The sequence below is a fragment of the Actinomyces viscosus genome (assembly GCF_900637975.1).
GTDB classification, from domain to species: domain Bacteria; phylum Actinomycetota; class Actinomycetes; order Actinomycetales; family Actinomycetaceae; genus Actinomyces; species Actinomyces viscosus.
On the sequence record NZ_LR134477.1, the window covers coordinates 2,245,997 to 2,258,773 of the forward strand.

Genomic DNA, 12,777 nt, shown 5'->3' on the forward strand with positions numbered 1-12,777 from the left:
GATCCTCCTCCTGAAGGTGGAGTGGAGACAAGTACCCATCGTCACACCCGCCCCCGTGCGGGCCGGCATCACTCACCGCCCTTGCAGGTCGCGCCTGGCTCGGGCACCTTCCCGTTGATGAGGTAGCCGTCGACCGCGCTGTGGATGCAGGAGCTTGAGCGTCCGTAGGCGGTGTGGCCGTTGCCCTCCCAGGTCAGGAGCCGGCCGGACTCGAGCTGCTCGGCCAGGGCCTCGGACCAGGCGTAGGGAGTGGCCGGGTCGCCGGTCGTACCCACCACCAGGATGGGGGCGGCCCCCTTGGCGTGGATGGGGGCGGGCTGACGGGTCGCGTTGTGCCCCCAGGCCCGGCAGCGCGCGTCCTGGTTGCTCAAGGAGGCGCCGAAGGTCGGCGAGGTCTGGATGTTCTGCTGGTACTCCTTCTCCCAGCTGGCCATATCGCCCTGGACGGGGATGTCGAGGCAGTTGACGGCGTAGTAGGTCGGTGCGCTGGAGCCGGCCGTCGCCGGACCGTAGAGCGCCTGGAGGTAGGAGCCGTCGTTCTGGGTGATGGCCTGGTCGAGGGCATAGGTGAGGAAGCTCCAGTACTCGGAGGAGTACATGAGGCGGCGAACGACGACGCGGATCGTGCTGCCGTCCACGGTGGTGTTCGGGTCAGAGGTCTTCAGTGGCGTCTGGTCGGCTGCGGCGATGAGGTCGCGGATCTGCTGGACCCCGGCGTCGGTATCGCCGGTGAGAGGACAGCTCTGGCCGGCCTGGACGGCCTGACCCGCCTGGCACTGCTCGACGTAGGTGCGCAGTGAGCTCTCGAAGCCCGCTGCCTGGCCGGAGGCGCGCTCCGCCAGCGAGAGGCTGGGATCTAACGCCCCGTCGAGGACCATGCGGCCGGTGTTGGCCGGGAAGAGCTCGGCGTAGTGCGCCCCCAGGTAGGTGCCGTAGGAGAAGCCCAGGTAGTTGAGCTTGTCATCCCCGGACAGCGCCCGCAGGACGTCGAGGTCCCGGGCCACCGAGACGGTGTCCACGTGGTCGAGCAGCCCGGCCGGCTTGGTGCTGGCGGCGCACTGGGCCTCCTCCTGCTTGAAGTCCTTGGTGATCTCGTCGATGAGCGTCTGGAAGCTGATGTCCCCTTGCGCCGCGCCGTCGGCGGCGGGGTCCTGGGCGTCCTGGAAGGGGGTGGGGTCGGCGCCGGCGGCGTCGGCGGCGAGGGAACCGGGCAGGGGGTCATTGACTCCCATGGCTGCCTGAGCCGCGCCGGCGGGCAGTGCTCCCCCGACGACGTCGCAGGTGATCGGCGTCGAGGCCCCCACCCCGCGGGGGTCGAAGCCGATGATGTCGAAGGATGCGTTGAGGTCGGGCGAGAACTGGGTCTCGTTGCTCTCCACCATCTCCACCCCTGAGTAACCGGGGCCGCCGGGGTTGATGAAGAGGCTGCCCTGACGCACCGAGCCGGTGGCCACGTGCTTCTTCATGGCGATCTCAATGGTCTCGCCCTCGGGCTTGGAGTAGTCCAACGGCACCTTGACCTTGGCGCACTTGAACGCCGTCGCCTCCGCCGACCTCTCCATCCCACCGGTAGCGCCGCAGTCGTACCACTCGACCTTCTGGTTGTAGAAGGACTCCAACCCCGCAGGCACCGCCGCCCCAGCCGGAACAACCGGAGCCGCCGCAGCAGGAACCACACCGGCCCCCACCCCCAGACACACACCCGCCACAGCCGCCAGCACCCCAGCAGACACCCGACGACGCGCCGAGACGCCCCGAGCGAAGTGTCCGCCTCTGCCTACCACCGAGGAAACCATGTCTTTGCGACGATTGAACCACGCTCTTCTTCTTTCCATGCCGTGGATCATATGAATTAACCGACCGGCGTGTGATCCTTCTCAGGGATGAGCCGGCCCGTAGCCCCATACCCCTGGAGCACCATTGCCACGGGGAATGCCCGTGGGGTTCTCGAGACGCACCAGTCCCCAGGATGCGGCCCACATCCAGATCCGATCCAGCTCGACCTCCATGAGCTGGTACGCCCTGTCCGAAGTGATCGCCCGAGTGATCATTCCTCCTAGCACCACCTCCCCGCCGCGAGTTCGCACGACGGCGTAGGCACTCCCACCTCTGCCGTTGGGGTGGATGAACCGACCTGCACCGTAGCGCGCAATGAAGTCGCGTCGGGAGGCGGGCCAGGGAATGTCGTAGGAACGCAGTGCCGTCCGACTGTGGATGCCGGACTGGTCGAAGACGGTGCGTGGTCGGCACACCGGGTACCCCACGAAGATCAGCACCACCGATATTGCTACGCAGATGAGCATCGACTGGTAGCCCAGGTGCCTGAAGAGGATCAGCCCGAATAACAGCTCCACGACTCGAAAACGATAAGACCCAGGCCAATGAACTGCTCCACCATGCCGAAGCGGCGAACAACCGGGCGGAACTGGGGGGTGGGCCCACCGCCCCCGTAGTAGGTTGCCGTCATACGACGACCCTTCCACATCTCACGACCGGCGTCTCGGCTTTAACGTCTTTAACGTCGTCGCCCCACCTCGGCTCCAGCCGGGGACACGACGGTCATCTCGCTGCGGACTGGGCGATCGGCGCGGCCTGGGGTCGCAGCTGGACCATAAGAGCCTCGACGGCCAGCAGCGGGGCGGCGTTGGAGCGCAGACGGCTGCGACACTCCTCGATGGCGGCGATCCGAGCCAGGGACTGCTCGGGGACCGTCGTGCGGGCGGCCTGGTCGACGGCGTCGGACAGGTCGAGGTTGACGCGCTCGACGTCGCTGCCCATCTGGGTGGTGAGCACGTCGCGGTAGAAGGACAGCAGGTCGATCATGGCCCGGTCCAGGACGTCGGTGCGGGCCCGTTTGGCGCGGCGCTTCTGGTCCTCCTCGAGCTGGCGGATCTGGGCGCGCAGGGCCGCCGGGATCTTCCCGTCGCTCTCCAGGCCGAGGGCGCGGGTCAGCTCGGCCTTCTCCCGGGCGTCACGCTCGGCGGTGGCCTCCTTGGCCTCGGACTCGGCGGCCTCGACCAGGGAGGCGGCAGCCAGCACGGCGTCGCCGACGCTGCGCAGTGAGACCGGGGCGAGCAGGAGGCGGCGGCGCCGGTCCCAGGCGTCGGCGTCGGTGGCCAGGTGCCGGGCGAGCCCGATATGCGACTGGCTGGCTCGGGCGGCCCGGGCGGCCAGGTCGGGGTCGGCGCCGTCGCGGCGCACGAGGAGCTCGGCGACGGCGTCGGCCGGTGGGATCCGCAGCGTCACCAGGCGGCAGCGCGAGCGGATGGTGGGCAGGACGTCGTCGGCGCTGGGGGTGCACAGCAGCCAGACGGTCTGGGGCGGTGGCTCCTCGATGGACTTGAGCAGGACGTTGGTGGTGCGCTCGGCCATGCGGTCGGCGTCCTCGACGAGGATGACGCGCCAGCGGCCGGTCCAGGGGCGGCGCTGGGCCTCGCCGATGAGGGTCTTGACCTCGTCCATCGTGATGATGAGCTTCTCGGTGGCCAGGCGCACGACGTCGGGGTGGGAGCCGGCCATGACGTCGCGGCAGGGCTTGCACTGGCCGCAGCCGGGCACGGGGCCGGTGCACTGCAGGGCGGCGGCGAAGGCACGGGCGGCGTTGGAGCGGCCGGATCCGGGCGGGCCGGTCACGAGCCAGGCGTGGGTCATGGCGAGCCCGGCCGAGGTCCCCGCTCCCCCGCGTCCCATGCCGTCCCCGCCGGCACCGCCGTCCCCGCCGACCACAGCCCCAGGGGCAGCGCCGGCGGCGATGCTCGCCTCGCGCTGCTCGGCCACCTCCCGGGCGGCCAGGGCCGCGGCCTGGAAGGCGTCCACGGCCCTGGCCTGGCCGACGACGTCGTCCCACACGCTCATGACTGCGCCCCCGGCCGGCTCGTCCGCTGCCCGTCGCGGCGGCGGGCGGCGGCCTCGACGAAGGACTCCAGGCCGACGAGGACCCCCTGGTGGGCCCCGCCCCGCTCGTGGCGCACGCCGTGGCGACGCACGGCCTCGGTGACGACCCCGATGACGGCCTCGATGACGTCGTCGGCCACCTGGTCGACGGGCCGGTCGGCGTCGACGACGACGAATCGCTCGGGCTCGGCCTCGGCCAGGGCGAGGAACTGCCGGCGCAGGGCGGTGCGGAAGGCGTCGCCCTCCTGCTCGAGGCGGTCCTTGGCGCCGCGGCCGGTGGCGCGCTGCTCGGCCAGGTCGGGGTCGCCGTCGAGGAGGATGGTCAGGTCCGGCAGGAGGCCCTCGGTGGCCCACAGGGACAGGTCGCGCACCTCCTCGGGGCCGAGCGAGCGGGCCGCCCCCTGGTAGGCGACCGAGGAGTCGAGGTAGCGGTCGGCCAGGACGACGGCGCCGCGCTCCAGCGCCGGCCGCACGCGGGTGGCGATGTGGTGGGCGCGGTCGGCGGCGTACAGGAGGGCCTCGGCGCGCGGGGCGACGTACTCCCCGTGCAGGAGGAGGCGCCGGATCTCAAGGCCGAGATCGGTGCCGCCCGGCTCACGGGTGAGGATGTGGTCGACGTCGGCGGCGGCCAGGAGGTCGGCGAGGATGCGGATCTGCGTCGTCTTGCCGACGCCGTCGCCTCCCTCGAAGGAGATGAACAGACCGGGGTGGGCCGTGGCGGGGGGCGGCTGAGTCACGTCCCCAGCCTAGCGGCCGGGGCGGCCGCCGCAGCCCGGAGGACTGGACCATGAGTGGAGCACGAGTGGAGCACGACCGGGCCACGACTGAGGCAGGAACTGGCGCGGCGGGCGGTCGTAGTGGAGGATGGCGTCGGCGCGGGCCCCGCCGCACCACCCCCTCACCGTTCTCACTCACTGACTTCGCCGTCCCCTGATTCAAAGGAGCTCAGGAAGGCGGGGGCAAGAGGTGAGAAGACTTCGGAAGTACCTCCATGACAATCGAACCGCCCTCCCCCGCCCGGGCACCCGCCTCACCGTCCCTGTCCGGAATGGCGCGCGTCATCCCGGCAGTCCGCTCCTTCCAGCCGAGCGCACTGTCGCCGTTCCGCCTGCGCCCCTCCACCGTCATCGCCACCTCGACGTCGTCGCCGACGGCGGGCGCGGACCGCCGGACCCTGGGGCCTGACGACGCCCGCGCCCAGCACGACGGCGAGGATCGCGCCGGCATCCTCGATACCGCCGACCTGCTGGCCTCCGAGATCGAGGCCATGTGCTCCGAGCACGACCTGGGGCTGTTGCAGCGTCCCCCGGTGGTCTCGGACGTCGCCGAGGAAGCTGGTCAGCGGGAGGGACGGATCCTGCTCGTCGTCGAGCCCCACACCCCGGACCGGCAGGTTCTCGGTGCCGAGGGCTATGAGATGGAGGTGACGACCGAGCAGGTGACGATCAGGGCCGCAACGGTGGCCGGCGTGTTCTACGGGACGCGCACCCTGCTGCAGTGCCTGGCCGGGGAGGGCCGGGTGGAGGCCGGCGTCGTGCGGGACTTTCCGACGCGGCCGGTTCGCGGTCTGCATCTCGACGCCGCCCGCAAGCACTTCACCCTGGACTGGCTGCTGGACCGGGTTCGCGAGATGTCGTGGGTCAAGCTCAATGAGCTTCAGCTGCACTTCTCCGAGAACGAGGGCTTCCGCCTGGAGAGCCGCCGGCACCCCGAGGTGGTGAGCGCCGCGCACCTCTCGCAGTCGGAGCTGGCCCGGCTGGTTGCGGTCGCGGCCCGGTACCACGTGGAGATCATTCCGGCTTTCGATGTGCCCGGCCACATGGAGGCCGTCCTGAGCGCCCACCCCGAGTGGCGGGTGGATGGCACCGCCGCGGGCCGCCGGATCCTGGACTACTCGCAGCCGGGCGCGCGGGCACTGGTCGCCGACATCATTGACGAGCTCGCGGCGCTGTTCCCCTCCCGGTCCTGGCACCTGGGTGGGGACGAGGTCTTCCCTCTCGGAGCCGACGACGAGGAGGACGACGCTCGGTTCCATCGGGACATGGGCGAGCGCTTCCCGCAGCTGCTCGACTACGCCCGCGCCCACTGCCGCGCCGGCGCCGAGGCGACGGTCCTCGACGGCTACGTGGCCTACCTGGAGTCGGTGGCTGCCCAGCTGCACGATCTGGGCAAGGACCGGGTGCGGGTCTGGAACGACGCGCTCAGTGTTCCAGGGACGACCCAGACCCTGCCCGCCGACGTCGTCGTCACCTACTGGACCGGAGGGCACCGCAGCTTCCCCACCGTGCGCACTCTTGTGGACGAGGGCCACGACATCATCAACGTCAACGACACCCGCTTCTACTACGTGCTCGCCCAGGAGGGGCACCCCTACTTCCGCAGGCCGACGGTGGAGGAGGTCTACGGCTGGCGGCCGGGGCACTTCCCCGAGCACCGGGTTCATGGGCCGCAGGCCTGGCCGGATCCGCAGCCCGGCTGGAACCTGGGGGCGTCATTCGCCATCTGGTGCGACGTTCCCGAGGCGCAGACCGAGGCAGAGGTCGCCGAGGGCGTCCGTCCTCTGCTGCGGGCCATGGCCAGCCGGATCTGGAACCCCGACGACGCCGCGCCCTTCTCCCTGTGGAGGCAGCGCGAGAGGCTGCTCAGCCCCGCAGCGCGCCCCAGCGCAGTGTGAGCCAGCAGGACTCCAGCACCGATCCGTCACCTCCCGTCACCCTGCACGCGCGACAGCAGCCATGGCCCCCACGGCAGGTCCAGGGCGAAGAGGAGGGCCCGCCAGCAGGACGACGCCGGCCCCCACCGCCACTGGCGCTCTCAGGCGACGCTCTCAGTGGTCCTGTCTGAGGTAGATACGGCGGCAGCCCCGCCAGGAAGTGCCCAGCCCCACTGCGGAGAGCACGGTGATTAGCCCGAGTCCGCCGGCCAGCACCACCTGCTGGGGCATGGCCGACAGCGCAATCTGCACCCCGATGGCCGCGGGCAACTCAACGATGAAGCAGATCGCAAGGCCCCATAGGGTGAGCACGGGGAGGGAGGTGGTTCCGCCATGCGCAGCGAGCAAGGGAGGCGTCACCGCGACAATCATCCCGAAGCAGGTCAGATACGCGAGATGCCGGCCCACGGCATCATTCGATGCCCCGCCCACGGCCAGTGCCACCGCAGAGCTCCCGAGGAGCGCGATCACCCAGCCGACCGAGAGCAGGAGGTAGCGGGCAGCCAGAATATCGAGACGGGTGACGGGCAGTGCCCCGTAGAGCTGGCGCATCCGGGCCTCACGAGAGGGCAGCCATAGCATCGGGCCCGCCATCGATGCGCCGACCGGCAGGTAGTACGCCAGTCTTTCTGGGGACAGGTAGAAGGGCCCCAGCCACCCCCTCACCCCGGGCACGACCACGCCCAGAACACCAAGCGCACACAGCACCAGCAGCGCCGCGGTATCCCGTCTCCTCCAAGCGATGAGCAGCTCCAGGCGCATCACGGCGCGCACCGCCTCCCACCGGGTCAGTGCGCCCGTCCCCCGCACCGCAGCAGGAGCACCGGGAGCGCGACCTCTGGATGACTCGGCGGTAGCGGGCATGGTGGATACAGCTCGTCCACTGGTCACGGACATGGGCATGGACTCGGACATGGCCGGTCTCCTTACTTCTTCTTGCTTCTTTCCCACCGGGTCTCAGTGGTCCTGGCGCTCGTACCAGCGCAGAGTGACCACCAGGGAGGAACCTAGGAGGGCGGGACAGGCCAGGGCAGCCAGTACCGCGGGCGCCGGCTCGCGCAGCACCACCGCCACGGGCCCGGCCAGCAGCAGCGTGCCGCCGTGGAGGGCACCGACCCCCGTCCCCAGGCACAGCCCCCACACCCACAGGGCCCTCTCCGGGGCCAGGCACAGGAACAGGGGCAGTCCAAGGGCCGCGGACAGGCAGATGATGACCATGCCGGCCATGAGGCCACCCCAGTCACCGGTGAGAGCGGCCACCGGCACGCAGACCAGGCAGGAGAGGAACGCCAGGGCGACCCCCTCGATCCAACGGGCACCGACCAGCTCGCTGCGCCGCAGCGGCAGCGCTCCGTGGAGGCGCCCCATGCGGTGAGCGGTCTCAACGGCCCCCTGCGCGTACTGGGCGCACAGCCCCAGGGCGACCCCCATCATCACTACCGCCTGCAGACGGCCTACCAGGACGTCCATGACGATGAGCAGTGCGAACGACAGCGGCAGGAGGAGGAGCAGCGGACCACGATGACGCAGCACGATGAGGTCGAGCCGCAGAACCGCCCTCACCCTGGCAGGCGCTATCTCACGACTCTCGCCCCCGGGACCGGACGGCCCAGTCATCTCGGTTCGTCCGATGTGCCACCCGTTCACCGGCACTGCCCCCGTCGTCATGGCGTTCACTGGTCCTGCTCGAGGTAGAGGTGATGGCTCAGCGTCCACAGGCCGATGAGGGTGCTGGCCCCCAGGGCCAGGAGCACGCCGCGGCCCGTCGTCGTCCCCAGAGCGAGGTCCTGGATCACTCCGAAGCCGGCTATCCCCAGGCCCAGCGCCCCTACGGCAACGATCGAGATCGTCCAGACGAGCATGCCGCGCCCACGCCCGAAGTGCAGGAACACAGGAATTCCTAGGGCCTGCCCGACGACGACGATGAGGGGAAGGACGAGCAGCTCACGCGGGTGTACGCCCAGGGGGAGACCGATGGCCGCGTAGAGGGCCGAGGCGGCCAGGAGGAGCAGCACGGCGGTTGCCCAGTAGGAGTTGACGACCTCGGCCCGGGAGACGGGCAGGGAGGCCAGCAGACGGTTGATGCCGGAGCGCTCGGCCATCACCCCCGACAGGCCCCCGACCAGGGAACTCCCCGCAAGGAATCCGCTGACCGGGACGATATCGCCAGTGACGAGGCTGAAGGAGCCGACAATGAGGAGAAGGCCGAGGAGGGTGCGCAGAACACTCCGCAGGCCCAGGAGGTGCAACCGCACCAGGGAGAGCATTCGACCACCCAGCCCTCGTCCGGCTGCCGCTGCTGTTCCCACCGAGCCGACCGGTGCTCTGGTTAGCGCAGCCGCCCCCGGGTGCTCGCGCGGATCCGCAGTCATGAGGTCATTCATGGCCTGCCTCCTTGGCGATGTGCACGGCGAGGTCCTCAATAGTGGGGGCCTCGACGACGATGCGGTCAGCCAGCGCCTCGGCAGCGTCGGCCGGCATCATGGCCTCCCAACCCAGCTGAGTGCTGCGCAGCCCAAGGCAGGCCTGGCGCACGGCGTCGGTCAGGCGCTCGGGAGTACCGCGCACGAGTCGGAAGGAGCTGATGATCTCCTCGGCGGTGCCATTGGCCACGACCCTCCCCCGACTGAGGATGACCAGGTAGTCGGCCAACCGATCGAGGTCGGAGGTGATGTGGGTGGAGAACAGGATGGTGCGGCCCTCCACCACCATGAACTGGGCGAGCATGTCCACTATCTCGGCACGGGCCAAGGGATCCAGTCCGCCAGTCGGCTCGTCGAGGATGAGCAGCTCAGGATCGTGGGCCAGGGCCACCGCCATCTGCAGGCGCATACCCATGCCCCGGCTGAGCTCCTTGACCTTCTTGGTAGGGGCGAGGCCTGCGGCCTGGAGCTCGGAGTCGTAGCGCTCCTGGGACCAGGTGGGGTAGAAACCTCCGATGCCACGGCCCAGGTCCTTCAGGCGCCATTCGGGGTTGTAGGGCGGGGCATCGAAGACGACGCCGATGCGCTCGTGGCCCAGGGTGGTGGCCGAACCGGCATCGGGATGGATCATGCCCAGGGCCGCCTTGATGGTGGTGGTCTTCCCCGAGCCGTTGGCCCCGACGAAGCCCGTGACGTAACCGGCAGGGACGGAGAACGTGACATCACTCAGGCTGAAGTCCGGGTAGTGCTTCGTCAGGTGGGATATCTCGACAGGGTTCACTGCTTGTCCTTGGATGTCGTGGAAGTGGTGATGATGGTCTGAAGCATGGTGTGGAGCTCCTCGTCACTGAGCTGGGCCAGGCGTGCGCGCTCCACGGCGCGGTCGAGGTGCTCCTCGACCTCCCGCAGCACCTGCTCGCGCACCAGCTCGGAGTCCCGGGGCAGAACGAAGTAGCCCTTGCCGGGAACGTTGGCCAGGAAGCCCTCAGTGACGAGGTCGGAGTACGCGCGGGTGGTGGTGATGACGCTGACACGCAGGTCCCGGGCCAGAGCCCGGATCGAGGGCAGCATCTCGTCGGCCTCCACCTGGCCGGTCAGGATCGCATCCCTGACCTGCTGAGCGATCTGCTCGTAAATGGGAACTCCCGCCGTATTGGACAGAACGACCGAGAGCGGCATAGCAACTCCTTCCGTACATGCACACTATAGACAGTAGGTGCACTGTGGAGTCAAGCATGCATTCGCCCACATACGCTGCGAGATACCTGTGGTCAGGGCCGGGGCGCGCCGGCTCAAGACCACTGTCGCCCTCGATACAGCCGTCATGCCGGCCTTGAGGAGGCACGTCGCGCCCTTGGGAAGGCGCCCCAGCACCGTGCGATCCAGCAGGGATCCAGCACCGATCCGTCACAGATCGCGCGCATACTGTGTGGCCCGCCCGGCTCGGGAGCCGGGCGGGCCACACAGTATGGATGAGTCTGAGGATGAGGCGGTCTTAGGTCGTGTTGCGAAACTGGGCCCGCGGGGATCTCTCGGAGCCGCAGTGAGCCACGTGACCCGTCGCGGTCGTACCTTGTGTCGCGCGTTCGGGGGGTAGAGGGTACGACCGCGCGACCTACCCTACGAACGCGCGGATGCCTCGCCGTGCTTTCGCAACACGATTTATGTCAGCTGCGCTTGGCGCCCTGCTGCCGGGTCTCGGTGTTGCTCCCGAAGTCCTCGATCTTCGGGGTGTTGCCGGCCCAGACCACCTCTGCGTTGCTTCCCTTGATGACGACGCGGTCGACGTCCTTGACATAGACCTCGGCGTTGGTGCCGGTGACGGTCAGCAGGCCGACGTAGTCGACGAAGACCCTCACGTTGTTCGCCGAGATGTTCAGGTTGGCCACGTCTCCCTCGATCTGAACCTCATCATTGGCCTGGTCCAGGAGCATGGACGGGGTCGCGGAGACGGTCCGGTCCACACTCTCGAGGTCGCTGAGCCAGTCGTGGTCAGTGATGGTGGCCTGCGCGCCGGGCCTGTCGCCGGATGGCTGCTGGGAACCGGCTCCAGGGGCACTGGCCCCGGCCGAGGCGGTCTGGGCGGCCTGGGCGGCCGGCTCCTGGGTACTCGAGGCCGCAGCCTCCGATCGGGGGGTCTGCGAGCCGGTCGCCGCCTTGGAGGGCTGCGCGGCGGCTGTGGACTGCCCGGGCGAGGCGACCTCCTGGCTCGCGGTGGTGGCGGCGCCCTGGTTGGTGGATCCGCCGCCGATGGAGACGGAGCAGGCGCTGACGCCGGCCAGGGACAGGGTCATGAGGATCGCAGCGGCGGCGCGACGGGACGAGAGGGGACGAGTGGTCGGGGACATGGTTCTCTCCAGTATTCAGGTGTGGATTCAGATGCGGTGAGGGTGATGAGGGGCGGGATGCTGAGACGCGGCCGGGTCACCGGTGGGCTCGGAGAGCTCAGAAGGTCGGGATGAAGATCTCCACCCGGCGGTTGAGGCGGCGCCCGGCGGGGTTGTCGGAGCCGTCGGAGTTCTCGTTGGGGGCCACGGGCCTGGTCTCGCCGTAGCCGACGGACTCGATCGCGGCAGTCACGCCGTCGGAGGTGAGAGCGTCGGTGACCGCCTTGGCCCGCTGCTCGGAGAGGGTCTGGTTGGAGGCGTCGTCGGAGACGGAGTCGGTGTGGCCCTGGACCTGGACCTTGGGGGCCTTGGAGTCCTTGAGGACGGTGGCCAGGTTGGTGAGCGTCGTCGAGGCCTCCGAGCGCAGGTCGGATGAGCCGAAGTCGAACAGGACACTGTCCTCCAGGGTGATGACCGTGCCGCAGGACTGCACCGGCTTGGCGGCGTCGATGGAGGGGAAGGTGCCGACCTTGCCGGCCTTGGGAACCGGTTTGGCCGAGATGGTCTCGCCGTTGACGACGGCGCTGCCCGTGCCGTCGTTGACGATGGAGATCTCGCCGTCGCTGTAGGTGCCTGAGCCGTCACCGTTGTTGACGATGGAGACCTCGCCGCGGCTGTAGGTGCCCGAGCCGTCACCGCCCAGGACGATGGACTCCCCGGTGGTGGAGTCGCTGTAGGTCCCGGAGCCGTCACCATTGACCGTGACGGAGAGGTGGTCGTCGCTGTAGGTTCCTGATCCGTCACCATTGACCGTGATGGAGACCTTGTCGTCGCTGTAGGTGCCTGAGCCGTCACCGTTGTTGGTGATGGAGACCTTGCCGTCGGAGTAGGTACCCGAGCCATCGCCGTTGTTGGTGACGGAGGTGGCACCTGAGCTCGTGGTCATGGATCCGTCGCCGCCGAGCACCGTGGAGCCGGAGACCAGCGAGCCGCTCGCGTCGCAGCGCGCGGGCCTGACGGTGACACCCGGCTGGGAGGTGATGGTGCGGGTGAGGTCCGGGGTGAAGGCACCCGTGGACTGGGTGAGCAGGCTGAGGTCAGGCAGGGAGAACATGGGGATCGGCGGGATCTGGCCGGGCTCGTAGCCGGCGACCGCCTGGCTCGTGGAGGCGGCCGTACCGGTCGCCCGGGCGGAGGCCGAGCCCTTGGCACCGCCCGCGGCGCTGCCGGTGCCCGAGCTCACCTGGGTCTCCTGGCTCTGCGCCTGCGACGAGGAGCCGCCATCCCCGATGCTCAGGGAGCACCCGCTCAGGGCGAGGGCGGTGATGAGGGCGAGGGAGGGCAGGGAGATGATTGATTTCGTCATGACATGAACGTTACCGGCGCGTTGTCGCCGCCGAGTTTCCGCGCTGTCGCAGTC

The 12,777-nt window shown here is 69.4% G+C and carries 12 protein-coding genes; 1 reads left to right on the forward strand and 11 read right to left on the reverse strand.

What is annotated here, in order from left to right:
- Positions 1-68: 68 nt before the first annotated feature.
- The 4 genes from EL340_RS09605 to tmk form a co-directional block, all read right to left on the reverse strand.
- Positions 69-1,796, reverse strand: a complete 1,728-nt coding sequence (locus EL340_RS09605; RefSeq protein ID WP_126414402.1) for an alpha/beta hydrolase — start codon at positions 1,794-1,796, stop codon at positions 69-71.
- A gap of 81 nt (positions 1,797-1,877) precedes the next feature.
- Positions 1,878-2,354 (reverse strand): hypothetical protein, encoded by a 477-nt coding sequence (locus EL340_RS09610; RefSeq protein WP_197722293.1) that lies wholly within the window; start codon positions 2,352-2,354, stop codon positions 1,878-1,880.
- Between the two features lie 205 nt (positions 2,355-2,559).
- Complete coding sequence (locus EL340_RS09615; RefSeq protein WP_126414403.1) at positions 2,560-3,855, reverse strand: DNA polymerase III subunit delta'; 1,296 nt, start codon at positions 3,853-3,855, stop codon at positions 2,560-2,562.
- Positions 3,852-4,631: a dTMP kinase gene (gene tmk / locus EL340_RS09620; protein WP_126414404.1), complete on the reverse strand. Its 780-nt coding sequence runs from the start codon at positions 4,629-4,631 to the stop codon at positions 3,852-3,854. Before tmk ends, EL340_RS09615 begins: the two co-directional genes overlap by 4 nt.
- Positions 4,632-4,885: 254 nt before the next feature.
- On the opposite strand from tmk, the gene EL340_RS09625 reads away from it, so the two are divergent.
- Positions 4,886-6,568 carry a beta-N-acetylhexosaminidase gene (locus EL340_RS09625; RefSeq protein ID WP_126414405.1) on the forward strand — a complete coding sequence of 561 codons (1,683 nt, stop codon included), beginning with the start codon at positions 4,886-4,888 and terminating at the stop codon, positions 6,566-6,568.
- A 153-nt stretch (positions 6,569-6,721) separates the two neighbouring features.
- Here the strand turns inward: EL340_RS09625 and EL340_RS09630 are convergent, their stop codons facing one another.
- The 7 genes from EL340_RS09630 to EL340_RS09660 all read right to left on the reverse strand — a co-directional run bounded on the left by EL340_RS09630 (position 6,722) and on the right by EL340_RS09660 (position 12,723).
- Positions 6,722-7,522, reverse strand: a complete 801-nt coding sequence (locus EL340_RS09630) for an ABC-2 transporter permease (protein ID WP_126414406.1) — start codon at positions 7,520-7,522, stop codon at positions 6,722-6,724.
- Between the two features lie 42 nt (positions 7,523-7,564).
- On the reverse strand, positions 7,565-8,170 hold the full coding sequence (locus EL340_RS09635) for a hypothetical protein (RefSeq protein ID WP_232022980.1): 606 nt from the start codon (positions 8,168-8,170) through the stop codon (positions 7,565-7,567).
- A gap of 110 nt (positions 8,171-8,280) precedes the next feature.
- On the reverse strand, positions 8,281-8,991 hold the full coding sequence (locus EL340_RS09640; protein WP_126414408.1) for an ABC-2 transporter permease: 711 nt from the start codon (positions 8,989-8,991) through the stop codon (positions 8,281-8,283).
- A complete protein-coding gene (locus EL340_RS09645; RefSeq protein ID WP_126414409.1) occupies positions 8,984-9,811 on the reverse strand; it encodes an ABC transporter ATP-binding protein in 828 nt (275 codons plus the stop codon). The genes EL340_RS09640 and EL340_RS09645 overlap by 8 nt, the downstream gene beginning before the upstream one ends.
- Positions 9,808-10,209: a GntR family transcriptional regulator gene (locus EL340_RS09650; protein WP_126414410.1), complete on the reverse strand. Its 402-nt coding sequence runs from the start codon at positions 10,207-10,209 to the stop codon at positions 9,808-9,810. The genes EL340_RS09645 and EL340_RS09650 overlap by 4 nt, the downstream gene beginning before the upstream one ends.
- A gap of 488 nt (positions 10,210-10,697) precedes the next feature.
- Positions 10,698-11,378: a DUF3060 domain-containing protein gene (locus tag EL340_RS09655; RefSeq protein ID WP_126414411.1), complete on the reverse strand. Its 681-nt coding sequence runs from the start codon at positions 11,376-11,378 to the stop codon at positions 10,698-10,700.
- A 97-nt stretch (positions 11,379-11,475) separates the two neighbouring features.
- A complete protein-coding gene (locus EL340_RS09660; RefSeq protein ID WP_126414412.1) occupies positions 11,476-12,723 on the reverse strand; it encodes an OmpA family protein in 1,248 nt (415 codons plus the stop codon).
- Positions 12,724-12,777 lie beyond the last annotated feature (54 nt).